The sequence below is a fragment of the Vibrio sp. HM8-C genome (assembly GCF_058630515.1).
Map to the genome: position 1 here is coordinate 123,451 of NZ_JBMMKS010000001.1, position 15,298 is coordinate 138,748.

Annotated in this window: 16 protein-coding genes; 6 read left to right on the forward strand and 10 right to left on the reverse strand. The window is 43.7% G+C overall.

Features of this window, described 5'->3' with window-relative positions; all coding sequences use genetic code 11:
- The first annotated feature begins 9 nt into the window (after window positions 1-9).
- Complete coding sequence (locus tag ACOSVQ_RS00530) at window positions 10-2,394, forward strand: arylsulfatase (protein ID WP_491980664.1); 2,385 nt, start codon at window positions 10-12, stop codon at window positions 2,392-2,394.
- A 423-nt stretch (window positions 2,395-2,817) separates the two neighbouring features.
- Here the strand turns inward: ACOSVQ_RS00530 and ACOSVQ_RS00535 are convergent, their stop codons facing one another.
- The 5 genes from ACOSVQ_RS00535 to tsaA all read right to left on the reverse strand — a co-directional run bounded on the left by ACOSVQ_RS00535 (window position 2,818) and on the right by tsaA (window position 6,605).
- On the reverse strand, window positions 2,818-3,009 hold the full coding sequence (locus tag ACOSVQ_RS00535) for a DUF4250 domain-containing protein (protein ID WP_165310535.1): 192 nt from the start codon (window positions 3,007-3,009) through the stop codon (window positions 2,818-2,820).
- Window positions 3,009-3,215, reverse strand: coding sequence for a YaeP family protein (locus ACOSVQ_RS00540; RefSeq protein ID WP_042488988.1), 207 nt, complete (start codon window positions 3,213-3,215; stop codon window positions 3,009-3,011). The genes ACOSVQ_RS00535 and ACOSVQ_RS00540 overlap by 1 nt, the downstream gene beginning before the upstream one ends.
- A gap of 162 nt (window positions 3,216-3,377) precedes the next feature.
- Window positions 3,378-4,022, reverse strand: a complete 645-nt coding sequence (locus tag ACOSVQ_RS00545; RefSeq protein WP_491980665.1) for a tellurite resistance TerB family protein — start codon at window positions 4,020-4,022, stop codon at window positions 3,378-3,380.
- A gap of 104 nt (window positions 4,023-4,126) precedes the next feature.
- The gene (locus ACOSVQ_RS00550) at window positions 4,127-5,842 is read right to left on the reverse strand and encodes a proline--tRNA ligase (RefSeq protein WP_491980666.1); all 1,716 of its coding nucleotides are present in this window, start codon (window positions 5,840-5,842) and stop codon (window positions 4,127-4,129) included.
- 67 nt (window positions 5,843-5,909) lie between these two features.
- Window positions 5,910-6,605 carry a tRNA (N6-threonylcarbamoyladenosine(37)-N6)-methyltransferase TrmO gene (gene tsaA / locus ACOSVQ_RS00555; RefSeq protein ID WP_491980667.1) on the reverse strand — a complete coding sequence of 232 codons (696 nt, stop codon included), beginning with the start codon at window positions 6,603-6,605 and terminating at the stop codon, window positions 5,910-5,912.
- 137 nt (window positions 6,606-6,742) lie between these two features.
- Between tsaA and ykgO the strand changes: the two genes are divergently transcribed.
- Together ykgO and ACOSVQ_RS00565 are read left to right on the forward strand one after the other, a co-directional pair.
- A complete protein-coding gene (ykgO, locus tag ACOSVQ_RS00560) occupies window positions 6,743-6,868 on the forward strand; it encodes a type B 50S ribosomal protein L36 (protein WP_102940270.1) in 126 nt (41 codons plus the stop codon).
- Window positions 6,869-7,092: 224 nt separating this feature from the next.
- A complete protein-coding gene (locus ACOSVQ_RS00565; RefSeq protein WP_491980668.1) occupies window positions 7,093-8,679 on the forward strand; it encodes an AbgT family transporter in 1,587 nt (528 codons plus the stop codon).
- A gap of 62 nt (window positions 8,680-8,741) precedes the next feature.
- On the opposite strand, the gene ACOSVQ_RS00570 is transcribed toward ACOSVQ_RS00565, so the two are convergent.
- Window positions 8,742-9,191, reverse strand: a complete 450-nt coding sequence (locus tag ACOSVQ_RS00570) for a YaiI/YqxD family protein (RefSeq protein WP_491980670.1) — start codon at window positions 9,189-9,191, stop codon at window positions 8,742-8,744.
- Window positions 9,188-9,481, reverse strand: a complete 294-nt coding sequence (locus ACOSVQ_RS00575) for a hypothetical protein (protein ID WP_491980671.1) — start codon at window positions 9,479-9,481, stop codon at window positions 9,188-9,190. The genes ACOSVQ_RS00570 and ACOSVQ_RS00575 overlap by 4 nt, the downstream gene beginning before the upstream one ends.
- A gap of 887 nt (window positions 9,482-10,368) precedes the next feature.
- On the opposite strand from ACOSVQ_RS00575, the gene ACOSVQ_RS00580 reads away from it, so the two are divergent.
- Window positions 10,369-10,848: a GNAT family N-acetyltransferase gene (locus ACOSVQ_RS00580; RefSeq protein WP_491980672.1), complete on the forward strand. Its 480-nt coding sequence runs from the start codon at window positions 10,369-10,371 to the stop codon at window positions 10,846-10,848.
- 25 nt (window positions 10,849-10,873) lie between these two features.
- On the opposite strand, the gene ACOSVQ_RS00585 is transcribed toward ACOSVQ_RS00580, so the two are convergent.
- Both ACOSVQ_RS00585 and ACOSVQ_RS00590 read right to left on the reverse strand, forming a co-directional pair.
- Window positions 10,874-11,176 (reverse strand): DUF3301 domain-containing protein, encoded by a 303-nt coding sequence (locus ACOSVQ_RS00585; protein ID WP_491980673.1) that lies wholly within the window; start codon window positions 11,174-11,176, stop codon window positions 10,874-10,876.
- A gap of 8 nt (window positions 11,177-11,184) precedes the next feature.
- Complete coding sequence (locus tag ACOSVQ_RS00590) at window positions 11,185-12,222, reverse strand: DUF3549 family protein (protein ID WP_491980675.1); 1,038 nt, start codon at window positions 12,220-12,222, stop codon at window positions 11,185-11,187.
- Between the two features lie 106 nt (window positions 12,223-12,328).
- Between ACOSVQ_RS00590 and ACOSVQ_RS00595 the strand changes: the two genes are divergently transcribed.
- Complete coding sequence (locus ACOSVQ_RS00595) at window positions 12,329-12,643, forward strand: YqcC family protein (protein ID WP_491980677.1); 315 nt, start codon at window positions 12,329-12,331, stop codon at window positions 12,641-12,643.
- Window positions 12,643-13,368, forward strand: a complete 726-nt coding sequence (gene truC, locus ACOSVQ_RS00600; RefSeq protein ID WP_491981104.1) for a tRNA pseudouridine(65) synthase TruC — start codon at window positions 12,643-12,645, stop codon at window positions 13,366-13,368. The genes ACOSVQ_RS00595 and truC overlap by 1 nt, the downstream gene beginning before the upstream one ends.
- 61 nt (window positions 13,369-13,429) lie before the next feature.
- Here the strand turns inward: truC and dxs are convergent, their stop codons facing one another.
- Window positions 13,430-15,295, reverse strand: coding sequence for a 1-deoxy-D-xylulose-5-phosphate synthase (dxs, locus tag ACOSVQ_RS00605; protein WP_491980678.1), 1,866 nt, complete (start codon window positions 15,293-15,295; stop codon window positions 13,430-13,432).
- Window positions 15,296-15,298: the final 3 nt, after the last annotated feature.

The window sequence follows — 15,298 nt, forward strand, 5'->3', positions numbered from 1 at the left end:
GGAAACTTAATGAAAACAAAAATAAAACCGGTAGTGGCGATAACGAGTTTGTTGATTTCATCAGCAAGCTACGCTGCGCCTACTAGTACCGTAGACAGAACGGTTTTACCGATACAACAATCTGCTGAGTTCAGCGGAAAAATTGGTAAAACCTTTGATCAATCGAAGTCAGCTTATCCCCAACCGATCAAAGCACCTGAAGGTGCTCCCAACGTTGTGGTTATCTTGCTGGACGATTTAGGTTTTGGTCAAGCAGGTCGCTTTGGTGGCTTAATCCCGACACCGAATATGGATAAGCTGGCAGCGCGTGGTGTGACTTACAATAACTTTCATACTACGGGGATCAGTTCGCCAACTCGCGCTGCATTGCTAACGGGTCGAAACCACCACCAAGTCGGCTTTGGTACAATCTCTGAACTTTCAACGGGTTTCCCTGGCTATAATTCTATCTGGCCAAAATCCGTCGCAAGTATAGCTGAAGTATTAACACAAAATGGTTATAGCACTAGTGCATTTGGTAAGTGGCACAACACTCCTGACTGGGAAACATCGCCATCAGGTCCATTCCATCAGTGGCCAACTGGATTAGGTTTCCAACACTTTTATGGTTTTCAGGGGGGAGAGACGAGTCAGTGGGAACCGCAGTTGTTTAATGATACGACGGCTGTTGAACCAGAAAAAACGCCGGAAGAAGGTTATCAATTGAATGAAGACTTAGTGGATAAAGCGATTGGGTGGATTGACCAACAGAAATCAGTTAATCCAGATAAGCCATATTTTACCTACTTTGCTCCGGGGGCAGTTCATGCACCTTTACAAGCCCCTCAAGAATGGATTGATAAATTCAAAGGCAAATTCGATATGGGCTGGGATAAATATCGGGAAGAAGTCTTTGCTCGTCAGAAAGAGATGGGGATAATTCCTGAGAACACTAAGCTGACCCCCCGTCCCAAGGAAATAGAGGCCTGGGATAGCTTAAGCGCAGACCAGAAAAAACTGTATGCCCGTCATATGGAAGTGTTCGCAGGATTTTTAGCTTATACCGATTATGAAATTGGGCGTTTAATCGATAAAGTCGAAAGCATGCCTGATGCAGATAACACCATGATTATGTATATCGCAGGCGATAACGGAGCGAGCGCAGAAGGTTCTCTTACAGGTACTACCAATAACATCATGACACAAAATGGTGTGCCAGATACTGTTGAGTCTCAGTTGAAATATATGGATGAGCTAGGTAACGAGTTACACGAAAACCACTACCCGGTAGGCTGGGCTTGGGCTGGTACTACACCTTTCCAATGGATGAAGCGTGTACCTTCGCACTTTGGTGGTACTCGTAATGGTATGATCGTTTCATGGCCCGCTAGAATAAAGAATACTGGCACGATTCTAAACCAGTTCCACCATGTGGTCGATATTACGCCAACGATACTTGAAGCGGCTAACCTCCCGGCTCCGAAAATGGTAAACGGGGTAAAGCAGAAGGAAATGGCGGGTACGAGCATGATGTACTCATTTAACAATCCAACCGCTAAGTCACATCGTACCGTTCAGTATTTTGAAACAGGCGGTCACCGAGCGATTTATAAAGACGGCTGGGTAGCGGCTGCATTCCATGGCGTGCCTTGGCAGTTGAGTGGTTCCCGTGGCTTTAAAAATTCAAAATGGGAGCTATATAACGTCGAAAAAGATTTCTCTCAAGCGGATGATCTGGCGAAAGAAATGCCAGAGAAATTAGCAGAGATGGTCAAAGAATTTGACCATCAGGCGGAAATCAATGAGGTGTATCCACTCGATGACCGATTTGCAGAACGAGCGGCAACGCCTGATCGTCCGTCTTTAACAAGTGGCAAAACCAAGTTTAGCTATACAGCAAGTGTTACTCGTGTTCCTGAAGGCTCTGTGCCACCAGTGTATCAGCGTGATCATCGAATTGATGCTTATGTAAATATTGCTAAAGGTCAGAAAGCCGATGGTGTTCTAATGGCAATAGGAGGCAGTTCTGCTGGACTGTCGTTCTATGTTGATAACGGTAAGTTGGTATATGGCTACAACTTCTTCGCTAAAGGTTATTACACCATTGAGTCCGACTCCGCGATTCCTGCTGGTGACGTAAAACTGTCGGCTGTGTACAAGCAAGAGCCGTTTAAATACTTGCAGGAGTTCAATGGCGGTAGCGTTGATTTATACATCAATGATAAAAAAGTTGGTTCAGGGAAAGTTGAACAGGCAGTACCAGTTCGATTCTCAGTAACAGAAACTTTGGATGTCGGCATGGATCTCGGTGCCCCCGTAATGCCTGCATACCGTGAAAAACTGCCGTACAAGTTTAATGGTCAAATTAAGAAAGTTGATCTAGAAGTTGCCCCAACGCAACCTATTATCAATTAATTCTCATTAGAATTAAAAATGCCAACCGATTCGGTTGGCATTTTTTTTGTGTATCAAATCCGGAGGATTTATGGGTGTTTCAAATACAAGTACCAAGCAAAAGGATACTTAAACTAATTAATGATCTTCTAATTTAGCAAGATAGGTAACACGGTTATGTCCATCTTCGTTTCAGCCTGATCATTCCCTTAAATACCCTTTTGGCAGGGCGATGGTCTTCACGCAGTGAGACCATCGCCTTACTAAGCCTTCATGGATAAAAAAACGTACACACCATTATACATAGCATGTACGCTTTATAGACCTAAAAGAAGCATTACCAGTAAAGGGCTGTCACTCACTCACACGCAAATAGACACATTTGTTACTGTATACTCTCAAATAGTTTGCGCTTTTTGCATTCTACATCATCAAATTCGAAGATTAGCGAAACTGACCTGCTTCTGGCAGAAATTCAAAGCCTGCTGTAGCCAGTTTTGCTTCAAGAGCCGCGCGATCGATATCGAAGTAAGAGGCTAATTTGTCCAGATCACCATTAAAGTCATCTCGTAGCTTCATGTTGACTATGCTCATTAACATGACGGTATCCATAGAAGCGAAATTGGCGAGATTCATTATTTGTCCTCGAAGTCTGAAATCAGTAAGTTTGCCGCAGCAAATGCCGCTTTCTCTCTGACTTCTTTTGGTAAAGACGTATCCGCTGCTACATCGTTAAGTGCACGAACCGCGCAGCTAATTGCTTGAGGAATATAGGCTTGATCGCCACTACCAATTTGAGCGTATAACTCACGAACTAAATCGCAACAACCGTAAACTTGCATAACTCTATCCTACTTTTACAGAACGACTTGCTTATACAGAATGAATAATACAGAACGAGACGTCTGCCGTATAAATGATAACTGCTCTCAATATACACAGAGAGCAGATTGAAGACAAAAGTTACCTTTGAGCTGGCTCAATGTTACGTTTCAGTCGGTGATTTATTCACCATTTATCTGCTGATGGATGCTTTGTACCAATTCTTCATTCAACCCAAGTTGTTTAGCGAGTTCCTGTAGGTAGGCTTTTTCCATGAAATTCTGTTCATCGGCAATTAATGCTGACGCAAGGTAGATCTCTGAAGCTTGCGCTGGAGTTTGCGCTAATGCTGCAATTTCATTTGGGTCTAAGGGCTTTTTCAGTTCTTGCTGGAAGAGCGTCTGAACTTCACTATCTGCACCCATTTCAGTAATCACTTGATTGATTTTTTCCATCTCTTGTTCATCGACATGACCATCCGCTTTAGCTGATGCGATCATCGCTTTGAGAATGAGTAACTCATGACGAGGATTAGTTTGGTCAAAAGTAGCAGGCTTTGGTGCCTCATGTTGATTTGCTTGCCAGTCGTTATAGAGCTTAAAAGCTAGTGCACCTAATGCCGCTGAACCGCCGATGGTGAGTGCTTTTTTACCCAGTTTCTTCGTTTTCTTTGAACCCATCAATAGTCCAATGATACCGCCACCAAGTGCGCCGGCACCTAGCGTGGCAAGTTGGCTTTTATCTTTAGTTAAAGATTGGGCTTGTTGCTTACCAGATTGAACCAAATTGGAGTTGAGTGCTTGATTGAGTAGGGCTTTCAGATCCATAACGTTCTCCTTCTTATTTTTCAGCAGTGTAAAAGAGAGTAGATGAATCTAGGATTAATAAAAAAGGCTGCACAAGGGCAGCCTTTAAAGATAATCGTTAGTGATTACGCCATTTGAGATCTGATGTGCTCAACGATATTAGCCATAGCCACTGGAGTTTTATCACCAGTGCGACGGTTTTTATATTCGAAGTTGCCTTCGTCCATACTACGATCACCGATAACGATCGTATGAGGAACACCCAGTAGCTCCATATCTGAGAACATTACGCCAGGGCGTTCTTTACGGTCATCGAACAGTACTTCGATACCAGCAGCAGTCAGTTCAGCGTATAGCTTCTCTGCTGCTTCTTGAACGCGTTCAGATTTGTGCATGTTCATTGGAACGATAGCCACTTGGAACGGTGCAATCGCGTCTGGCCAAATGATGCCGTATTGGTCATGGTTCTGTTCAATTGCAGCTGCAACTACACGAGTCACACCGATACCGTAACAACCCATTTCCAGAATAACGTTCTTACCGTCAGCGCCTAGAACACCACAGTTCATTTTCTCAGAGTAGTTAGTACCAAGCTGGAAGATATGACCAACTTCGATACCACGTTTGAGCATGATAGTGCCTTTACCACATGGGCTTGGGTCACCTTCAACAACGTTACGTAGGTCTTCAACTTTACCCAGTTGAACGTCACGACCCCAGTTAATACCGAAGTAGTGTTTACCATCAACGTTCGCGCCTGCACTGAAGTCGCTGGTTACAGCAACTGTGCGGTCAACGATGAATGGCAGTGTTAGACCAACAGGACCTAGTGAACCAGGACCTGCACCGATTAGAGCGCGAATCTCTTCTTCAGAAGCCATCTCTAGTGGCGAAGCGACTTCTTTCAAGTTCTCTGCTTTCACTTCGTTTAGCTCGTGATCACCACGGATGATCAGTGCGATGATGTCTGCGTCAACTTCATCTGATGCTTTAACGAAAAGCGTTTTAACGGTTTTCTCGATAGGCAGTTCAAATTGCTCAACCAGTTCTGCAATGGTTTTCGCATTAGGCGTGTCAACCAGAGTCATATCTTGAGTTGGTGCTGCAAGTTCTGCTGCAAGTGCAACCGCTTCTGCTTTTTCGATGTTCGCTGCGTAATCAGATTCAGTAGAGAACGCGATTAAGTCTTCGCCGCTTTCTGCCAATACGTGGAACTCTTGAGAACCACTACCACCGATAGCACCGCTATCAGCCAATACTGGACGGTAATCCAGACCCATGCGGTCGAATGCTTTACAGTAAGCATCATGCATAGCGTCGTAAGATTTTTGTAGACCTTCTTTATCGATGTCGAAGCTATATGCGTCCATCATTGAGAATTCACGAGAGCGCATCACGCCAAAACGAGGGCGGCGTTCGTCACGGAATTTAGTCTGGATTTGGTACAGATTAAGTGGAAGCTGCTTGTATGAACTCACTTCATTACGCACAAGAGCAGTAATCACTTCTTCTGCTGTTGGGCTTAGTACAAACGGACGAGTGTGGCGGTCAGTAAAGCGAAGTAACTCTGGGCCCATCTTTTCAGAACGGCCTGTTTCTTCCCATAGTTCAAACGGCTGCACAACGGGCATTAATGTTTCAATAGCCCCTGCATTGTCGATTTCTTGGCGAATGATAGTTTCGACTTTACGCAGTACGCGAAGACCTGTAGGTAGCCAAGTGTAAAGACCTGAAGCTAGCTTACGGATCATACCCGCACGTAGCATGAGCTGGTGGCTCACTACTTCTGCGTCGTTTGGAGTCTCCTTCAGAGTAGAAAGAAGATATTTACTGGTACGCATTTATGGTATCCGTTTATCAAGGTGGTAAATAAATTTAGCCGCTAATAATATCAGCCAAATGCAAATGTCAAAAGCGTTCAATAGTAGTAACTGTCACTAAGTTACCTGATACAGTGAATTTTACGTTCAAATCGTACAAATGTACGGCGTATTGCTTCTCGTCTGGCTTGTTTTTCTTGTAAGCAGGACGTGGATCTTGTGCTAGAACTTCACTAATAACCGCTTGTTTCACTGCTGAATCAGGCAAACTGTTCAGAACTGCTTGAGCGTGTGCAGAAAACTCTACGTTTATTGTTGAGGGCTCCGATTCTGCATAGCCACCTTTGGCTTCAGGAATGGCATCTGAATAGGGGATGTAAGGCTTGATATCGACGATAGGCGTTCCATCAACCAGATCAACGCTGCCCACTTCGATATAAAATTGATCGCCTTCTTTATTAATACCTAAAAATTCCACAGCCGACATACCGATACCGTTTGGGCGAAAGGTTGAACGGGACGCTAATACACCCACTCTTTCATTTCCTCCAAGACGAGGTGGTCGAACCGTTGGTTTCCAACCTGCTTCAAGATTTTGATCAAATAAGAACAATAGCCATAGATGACTGAATTGTTCTATCTCACGTACCGCTTCCAAACAGTTCAACTCGCCGAGTAACTTGATGCGAGCTCTAGCGCTCGGCACCAATCGGGGTTGACGAGGAACAGCGAACTTCTCTTTGTATGGGCTTTCGATAGTCCCAATAGGAGTGATTTTATGCATTGGTCTTTAATGAATTTCTCGTAGCAATGAAAGGGAAAAATATCATACCTAACAAAGAACCGTAGTAATTATTATTGATAGTAATTATCTTTCGTTATGTTATATTATAACAATTGTTTTTCACCGAAGTATTGAAAATGAAAGTACTAAGTTCTTTAAAAAGCGCAAAAAATCGTCACCCAGATTGTCAAATTGTTAAGCGTCGCGGACGTCTCTACGTTATCTGTAAAGCTAACCCTAGATTTAAAGCGGTACAGCGATAAATGCTTGCCTAATATTAAATATAGCGATTGACCTATAATTTCTAATATTTACATTTATGTAGTTTATAACACTACGTATGGTGCTGATTTGGTTTATTTTGTGCTCAAATAGAAACACTCTGTAACATCTTTGATTTTGTAATGTTCACTCCCTAAAGTACTCTTCGCCGCGTTTTTGACATTTTTGTCACAAATGCTCAGAGAAAACTACAAGGAGGAAACAGATGAGTTCGTCTGCTTCAATAAACAAACCAGCACCTAAAAAGTCCTTTTTTACCCGCTTCTTAGATGGTGTTGAGTATTTAGGGAATCTATTACCCCATCCGATTACTTTATTCGCTATTTTCTGTTTAGCGATTCTTATTTCATCAGGTATTGCAGGCTACTTTGAAGTTTCCGTTATGGACCCTCGTCCAGAAGGCGCTAGTGGTCGTGCTGCTGATGGTATGATCCATGTTGTTAGCCTACTGAATGCCGAAGGTCTGCAACTGATCGTTACTAACTTAGTGAAAAACTTTGTTGGTTTTGCACCTTTAGGTACAGTACTTGTTGCTATGCTTGGTGTCGCAATTGCTGAATATTCAGGTCTATTATCTGCTGCAATGCGTGGCCTTGTTATGGGCGCATCTGCTCGTATGGTTACAGTGACAGTGGTATTTGCAGGTATCATTTCTAACACTGCATCTGAACTTGGCTACGTGGTTCTTATTCCACTTGCGGCAATGTTGTTCCACTCTTTAGGTCGTCACCCGCTAGCAGGTCTTGCTGCTGCATTCGCTGGTGTATCTGGCGGCTACTCGGCAAACTTATTGATCGGTACAGTTGATCCACTGCTTTCAGGTATCACTGAAACGGCTGCACAAATGATTGACCCAACATACACTGTGGGGCCTGAAGTGAACTGGTACTTCATGTTCGTTTCTACTTTCTTTATCGCAGCTATGGGTGCTTATGTTACTGAGAAGATTGTTGAGCCAAAACTAGGTAAATATAACCCTGAAGAAGCGTCTGAAGATCTTTCTAAAGATAAAATGGGCGGCCTAACGGACATTGAAAAACGCGGTCTGAAGCTAGCTGGTATTGCAGTGCTAGCAGTAAGCGCTTTGTTAGCTTGGACAGTTGTTCCTGCTGATGGTGTCCTACGTTCTGCTGACGGTAGTGTAGCGGGTTCTCCATTCCTAAAAAGTATCGTTGCTTTCATCTTTGTATTCTTCGCAATCCCTGGTTACGTTTATGGTCGCGTTGTAGGTACGATGAAAACAGACCGCGATGTTATCGATGCAATGTCTAAATCTATGTCTTCTATGGGTATGTACATTGTCTTGGTATTCTTCGCAGCTCAGTTCGTTGCTTTCTTTAAGTGGACTAACTTTGGTCAAGTGTTTGCTGTTGCGGGTGCAGACTTCCTGCAAAATATCGGCTTAACTGGCCCTATGCTGTTCTTCGCATTCATTCTAATGTGCGGCATCATCAACTTGATGATCGGTTCTGCATCTGCTCAGTGGGCAGTAACAGCACCTATTTTCGTTCCAATGCTAATGCTAGTGGGTTATGCGCCTGAAACTATTCAAGCGGCTTACCGTATCGGTGACTCTACAACCAACATCATTACACCAATGATGAGCTACTTTGGTTTGATTCTGGCTGTTGCAACTCGCTACATGAAGAACCTAGGTATTGGTACGCTAATCGCTACCATGCTTCCTTACTCAATCTGCTTTATCGTAGGTTGGAGCTTATTGTTCTACGTTTGGGTATTCCTGCTAGGCTTACCTGTAGGTCCTGGGGCTGCAACGTACTACACACCTTAATTGGTTATATAAGCGAAATAAAAAACCTGCGAAAATCGCAGGTTTTTTATATTTCGATCAAACTATTTTTTGTACTTAGACAGGTATCTATCTAAGTGATTCGCGAACTCACGTCGCTCTGTCTGCGAAAGTGCGCTTGGACCTCCGGTTTGAATGCCGCTTGAACGCATAGTTTCCATGAAATCCCTAATATTAAGACGAGCTTTAATGGTGTCTTTGGTGTAAAGCTCACCGCGGGAATTAAGTGCTAACGCGCCTTTGGTTATCACTTCATCAGCCAGTGGGATGTCTGAGGTGATGACTAAATCATTCGCTTCCACACGTTTAACAATTTCGTTGTCGGCAATATCAAACCCCGCAGGAACTTGGATGGAATGAATATTGACTCGCTTAGGGACTGGGATAATGTGATTGGCAACAAATGTACATTCAATACCAGTACGCTCTGCAGCACGTACAATCGTTTCTCTAATTACTTTTGGACAAGCGTCAGCATCAACCCAGATTTTCATTGAGACTTTCCATTAAGTTGCAACTCTAGCTGCTCAATACGTTGAGTGAGCAGAGCGACCGTGTGTTCTAATTGACTGATACGGTCAGCTTCAGTGATTGTTTGCACCGCAACTTCAACTTTAGGAACACGGTTAGCGTTCTTCCAACTTTTAATCGCAGTGATAAGCGCTGCCATAGGAATTGATGTACTCAAACGTGCTTTCACAAGAGCAACAGTCGGTTCTTTTCCTTGTTGCTGTAGTGTGTCTAGCACATGTTCGAGCTCTTTAGTGACGTCTTGTGTGAGCATAGGTCATCCTTCTATCTGATGGTGCGATTTTATATCAGTTTGAGTGATTATTCCCATCTCAAATACCGCACTTATAGCTTTTGCTTTGTGCATACGAAATTATTCAAGAATGAGCGATGGCAAAAGTAATATGTGTTTGTGCGAGATCTCTTACAAGTACTGTGCGATATCAGAGTTTTGTTAAGCGGAAAATGCTCTAATTATGATGTAACTAATTGAATATTATCGTAATAGTTTAATCGTTTGCTTTATGTACAGAATTATTTTCTATCGGGTGATTGAACTAAATACTCAAAGGCGTAGATTAAACCTCGTCGAAGGGAACTGACACGGAAATGGATACACCACTGGACGGTGATATCAGGACGATAAGGTGATTAACGGACAATCACCACATGGATACGGATACGAACGGATTCAACAGCTAACAGGAAGTTAGTTGGCAAGGAAAGCAAAAGGATAAACCCTAGGAAAGGGTAGGACACCATCAGGAAGATGGCATGGACACCGCTCAAGGAACAAGTGATGAGCGCTAACGGGATAGTTAGCACAAAGGATAAAAACGGACACCGCTAGGAAGGCGATGCAGGAGTAGACTGAAGGAATCAGTTTTTTAGGGATGATGCAGGAAGCATACATCTGTAGCGGGAAAGCTGCGCACAAGACTTAAACCCCAGCACTTCGGTGTTGGGGTTTTTCTTAATCTGAATATTTCCGTTTCTAGTTTTGTTGTTGCCTCTACCATTTCTTTCGCTTTCAAGAGAGCTTTCTCTAGCGTTATCTATACCAAAATAAAATTATTAAAAGTAATCAGTGGGTTAATTATTTTTGTCTTTGTTAGTAATAGCAAAGGCGTTGTTTATTTGATGTTGTAACAAGGACTGTTTGTGACAATAGTGACACGACGAACGCTGTTGATTCCTTATACAGAATCGTTCGAGTTGGACTTTCTCATGCTCAACTGCTGCGCTAAAAATAGGGCTTACCTTAATGGCCCTAAGACAGTGTCTGCCTCAAGAGAGCTATTTAAGCGCGTGCTTAACGATTCCTCTATTCATGCTATGGCGGTATTGGATAACTACAATCGAGAGTTTATGGGGCACGTCTTTATTGAGCGAGACGATATTAAAGCGGAATTAGGCTTTATTTTTGACAAGTTGTATTGGAAGCAAGGGTTCGCGTCAGAAGCATTAAAAGCTTTTTTTCCTAAAGCGTGTGAAAGATTGGGTTTAATGCGAGTTGTTGCGAACGCTGAGATTGAAAATATCTCGGCTATTAAGATATTGCAGGCGTTGGGCTTTCAAAACAAAGGCGAAAATGACGAGCATTTCGCCCCGAGTTATGATTTTGAGTGGACTAAACCTTAAAGCAGCTTAAATATAAAAAAGAAATTTATACCATTCGGTGTGGCGGCAAATTAAAGCGAATGGGCATAAACCCACGCATTTCAAGTTTGCCCTGATAGCAGTCATCACCTAAAGCTGAAAACTCAAACAAGTAAACCGTATGCCAAAGCCAGCGACCATCGCTGGTTTTCCATTTGTGACCACCAAAAGATACGCTAAGCAATTGGAGTTCGAGTTGGTCGCATTTTCTCAACACATGTGATTTAGCAATTTCAGATTGACGCCTCTGCTGCCAAAACAGAAAACAGGCAAAGCACAGCGCTAATATTGCCAATAAATCTCCAATCATGCTGCGCCTTAGGATTTTGTATCTTGTTGAAGTTTGATCAGCGCTTGCGCGAGCTCTTCAGAGGGTGTGCCGTGCAATAGAGGCAAAAGAACCATTCTGAGTTCGGGCAGCATGACTAGATCAGCAAACAATTGGTTAAATAGGGTTTGATTGCCTGTTTGAGCCAGTCTGAGCAAAAATTGCTCTGCTCTCGTATTGTTATTCAACACATTCCAAGCGCGTCCAGCAATTGCAATCAGTACTTCAGGGTGACTCAAACGAGAACTTGCTAGAATTGAATCAATAAGCTGACTGAGTCTCTTATCATCTGCGCCAGATAGGGTACGAGTTAATGCAGAGAGTAAAAACAGATCAGGGTCTTGGCTTGATATCTCTGCTTGTGCGAATTCTTCAAGGCGCTCAGCAAGTTTGGTTGGCAGTTCTGTATGCTCAAGAGCGCCGAGCAGAGCGTATAGTGGCTGTGTTGGTAAGTGAGATAGAGCTTTACGAACCAAAGGACCATTCTGTTCTTGGTTTAAACGCGCACAGATATCAGTAATCCCTTGTAGACCAACGGTTTGCCAATTATTCCAACCAAGACCGCCAGAGAAATAGTGCTGAGCGTGCTCATAGTATTGGCTGCAAGGCATTGCTAGTGTTGCGCGAATTTGGCTGTGAAAAACAGCCATTTTGTCTTCAGACGGTTTGAAGGTATAAGGATTGTTCGCCAATTTATCTTGCTGCTCTTCGGTAAGCTCTTTGTTGAGGCGAGTGCCCATGGCTTCAACGACATACTTAATGAATTGACCGACATCCGCTTGTTGCAGTAGTCCACGTTCGTCCAAAGCAAATTTAAGAAACCAAATCCAAGGTTGCTTGGTTTCATTCCAGTAAGCAATGGCTAGATGCGCAGTACGTTTTACTGGATATGGGTAAGCTTGATGACCTTGCTCGACGTGCGAAAACTGATCATTCTCAATAGGTTGAATTCGTCGACCAAGATCGAAGATTTGATATTGGCAGCCACTGTTTTTGAGTAGTGCTGTCAGTGTTTGAATATTGTCCATGGGAGCAAAATGTTCCTGAATTTCTTTTGGGGTAACCCTTCTTTCCTCAATAAATGGTACTCTATGGCACTTTTTCAAGGTGTACGACCAACAAACTTGGTGATTCATGACAATTAACACAAAACTGGCTCAAGCTTTAGAAAGACTAGAAGCGGAATTACGCCAATGTGAAGTCTGGCAAACCACACCACCGAGTATCGAAGCGATGCAAAGTGTTGAGCCTTTTTCGATTGATACACTTGACCCTCATGAGTGGCTTCAGTGGGTATTTATCCCAACGATGCAGAAATTACTCAATGAAGGGCAAGCCATTCCCAGAGGCTTTGAGCTGTTCCCTTATTTTGATGAAGCTTGGAAGCACCAAGACGAGTTTCAAACTGTTCTTTTAGTCGTAAACCACATTGATAGGGTATGTCAGTAATGTTGGATATCATCTACCAAGATGAATACTTGGTTGCGGTAAATAAGCCAGCAGGCATGTTGGTACATCGTTCATGGCTTGATAGACATGAGACCCAGTTTGTAATGCAGACGTTGCGTGACCAAATTGGTCAGCATGTTTTTCCCCTGCACCGATTAGACAGACCCACCTCTGGTGTGTTGGTTTTTGCGTTGTCGAGTGAAATTGCTTCCAACGTGATGCCGATGTTCGCCAATCATGAAATGGAAAAAACGTATCACGCAATCGTTCGAGGCTGGATTGAAGAGGGAGACGTGCTCGATTATCCGCTTAAAGAAGAACTGGATAAAATTGCCGATAAGTTTGCTAAGCAAGATAAAGAAGCCCAGTCAGCGGTGACTGAGTATCAGCCGTTAGCGAAAGTTGAAGTGCCGTTTTCAACCGGTAAGTTTCCAACTACTCGTTACTGCTTGATGGAAATGAAGCCTAAGACTGGGCGTAAGCACCAGCTACGTCGTCATATGGCGCATCTTCGTCATCCCATTGTTGGCGATACCACTCACGGTGATGGTAAACATAATCGCTTGTATCGAGATGAGTACGATTGTCACCGATTAATGCTACACGCCAGCGAGTTGCGTTTTGTCCATCCATATACCCAGCAAGTGCTAGTATTGAAAGCTGCTTTTGATGAAGTTTGGCAAAAGCTATTTGCTGAGTTTGATTGGAACGATCCTCAGCGTTAAGCGTTTTGGAAAAGAAAAAGCCTTCTCGTAGAGAAGGCTTTTACGTCTATATAGCTTGCTATTACTTGTTTATATAGGCTTCAACCGCAGCTTGAATACCTGCGCCATCTAAACCAAGCTCAGCGTGCATCTCTTCTTGTGTACCTTGAGCAATAAATTGGTCAGGGATACCCAGATTTAATACAGGCTTGATGATTTTCTCTTTCATCATGAACTCGATCACGCCAGTACCAGCACCACCGGCAATCACGTTTTCTTCCAGTGTCACAATGATATCGTGGCTTGCAGCAAGCTCTTTAATCAAAGCTTCGTCTAATGGTTTAACAAACCGCATATCAGCCACTGTGGCATTCAACGCATCTGCAGCTTCAAGTGCATAAGGAAGAAGAGAGCCGAAGCTTAGAATTGCGACTTTCTCACCTTGACGCATCAAACGTCCTTTACCGATTTCAAGTGCAGTAAATTCTTGCTTAATTTCAACACCCATACCATTACCACGAGGGTAGCGAACCGCACTTGGTCCTTGATGTTGATGACCGGTATAGAGCATTTGACGACACTCATTTTCATCCGCTGGAGCCATGATAGTCATGTTCGGGATACAGCGCATAAAGCTTAAATCGAACGCACCTTGGTGAGTTTGACCATCAGCGCCGACAAGTCCTGCACGGTCAATAGCGAACATCACAGGCAGATTCATGATTGCAATATCGTGAATTAACTGGTCGTAACCACGCTGTAGGAAAGTTGAGTAGATCGCCACAATCGGATTGTATTTAGCGATAGCCATGCCCGTTGCTAAAGTCACGGCATGCTGCTCAGCAATCGCCACATCGAAGTACTGGGATGGAAACTCTTTCGAGAAGCGAACCATGCCAGAGCCTTCACGCATCGCAGGAGTGATAGCCATTAGCTTTGGATCTTGCGCCGCCATATCACATAGGAAGTCACCAAAGATTTTTGAATATGTCGGCTTCGTGCTTGAGCTTTTCGGCAAGCTGCTATGGCTCGGGTCGAACTTAGGTACGCCGTGATAACCAATCGGATCTTTCTCCGCAGGTTCATAGCCTTTACCTTTTTTAGTCATAATGTGAAGGAACTGCGGGCCTTTCAGTTCGCGCATGTTCTTCAGCGTTTTGACTAGTTCAAGTACGTCGTGACCATCCACAGGACCTATATAGTTAAAGCCCAACTCTTCGAATAGAGTTCCAGGCACAACCATACCTTTGAGGTGTTCTTCAGTGCGGCGAACCAATTCTTTGATTGGTGGAATACCAGAAAGAACCTTCTTACCACCTTCACGGATCGAGGTATACAAGCTGCCTGAAAGAACTTGAGCAAGGTGGTTGTTCAATGCGCCTACGTTCTCTGAAATCGACATTTCGTTGTCATTCAGGATCACGAGCATATCTGGGTGTACATCACCGGCGTGGTTCATTGCTTCAAATGCCATACCTGCAGTAATAGCACCATCACCAATCACGCTGACGATCTTACGATCGGCGTCTTCTTTACCCGCACAGATAGCCATACCTAAAGCGGCACTGATTGAGGTAGAAGAGTGTCCAACAGATAAAGTGTCGTACTCACTCTCTTCGCGCCAAGGGAAAGGATGAAGACCATTTTTTTGACGAATGGTTGGCATTCTTTCACGGCGACCAGTAAGGATCTTATGTGGGTAGGCTTGGTGGCCAACGTCCCAAATCAACTGATCGAAAGGCGTGTTATAGACGTAGTGAATCGCTACTGTCAGTTCAACAGTACCTAGACCAGAAGCTAGGTGGCCGCTTGATTGACTAACAGAATTTAGCAGATAAGTTCTAAGTTCATCACAAAGCTTTGGCAGAATGTTTTTAGGCAGACTGCGTAATTCTTCCGGCGTATTTGCCAGAGCCAGTGTTGGATATTTTGAAATATCAAGAGTCATAAT

Excerpts from the sequence above, each read along its gene's own strand:
- ACOSVQ_RS00565 (WP_491980668.1), top strand. The coding sequence starts at position 7,093 with ATGAGTTCGTCTGCTTCAATAAACAAACCAGCACCTAAAAAGTCCTTT.
- ykgO (WP_102940270.1), top strand. The coding sequence starts at position 6,743 with ATGAAAGTACTAAGTTCTTTAAAAAGCGCAAAAAATCGTCACCCAGAT.
- ACOSVQ_RS00535 (WP_165310535.1), bottom strand. The coding sequence starts at position 3,009 with ATGAATCTCGCCAATTTCGCTTCTATGGATACCGTCATGTTAATGAGC.
- truC (WP_491981104.1), top strand. The coding sequence starts at position 12,643 with ATGTTGGATATCATCTACCAAGATGAATACTTGGTTGCGGTAAATAAG.
- ACOSVQ_RS00570 (WP_491980670.1), bottom strand. The coding sequence starts at position 9,191 with ATGAAAATCTGGGTTGATGCTGACGCTTGTCCAAAAGTAATTAGAGAA.
- ACOSVQ_RS00590 (WP_491980675.1), bottom strand. The coding sequence starts at position 12,222 with ATGGACAATATTCAAACACTGACAGCACTACTCAAAAACAGTGGCTGC.
- tsaA (WP_491980667.1), bottom strand. The coding sequence starts at position 6,605 with ATGCATAAAATCACTCCTATTGGGACTATCGAAAGCCCATACAAAGAG.
- ACOSVQ_RS00575 (WP_491980671.1), bottom strand. The coding sequence starts at position 9,481 with ATGCTCACACAAGACGTCACTAAAGAGCTCGAACATGTGCTAGACACA.
- ACOSVQ_RS00530 (WP_491980664.1), top strand. The coding sequence starts at position 10 with ATGAAAACAAAAATAAAACCGGTAGTGGCGATAACGAGTTTGTTGATT.
- ACOSVQ_RS00585 (WP_491980673.1), bottom strand. The coding sequence starts at position 11,176 with ATGATTGGAGATTTATTGGCAATATTAGCGCTGTGCTTTGCCTGTTTT.
- ACOSVQ_RS00595 (WP_491980677.1), top strand. The coding sequence starts at position 12,329 with ATGACAATTAACACAAAACTGGCTCAAGCTTTAGAAAGACTAGAAGCG.
- ACOSVQ_RS00545 (WP_491980665.1), bottom strand. The coding sequence starts at position 4,022 with ATGGATCTGAAAGCCCTACTCAATCAAGCACTCAACTCCAATTTGGTT.
- ACOSVQ_RS00540 (WP_042488988.1), bottom strand. The coding sequence starts at position 3,215 with ATGCAAGTTTACGGTTGTTGCGATTTAGTTCGTGAGTTATACGCTCAA.
- dxs (WP_491980678.1), bottom strand. The coding sequence starts at position 15,295 with ATGACTCTTGATATTTCAAAATATCCAACACTGGCTCTGGCAAATACG.
- ACOSVQ_RS00550 (WP_491980666.1), bottom strand. The coding sequence starts at position 5,842 with ATGCGTACCAGTAAATATCTTCTTTCTACTCTGAAGGAGACTCCAAAC.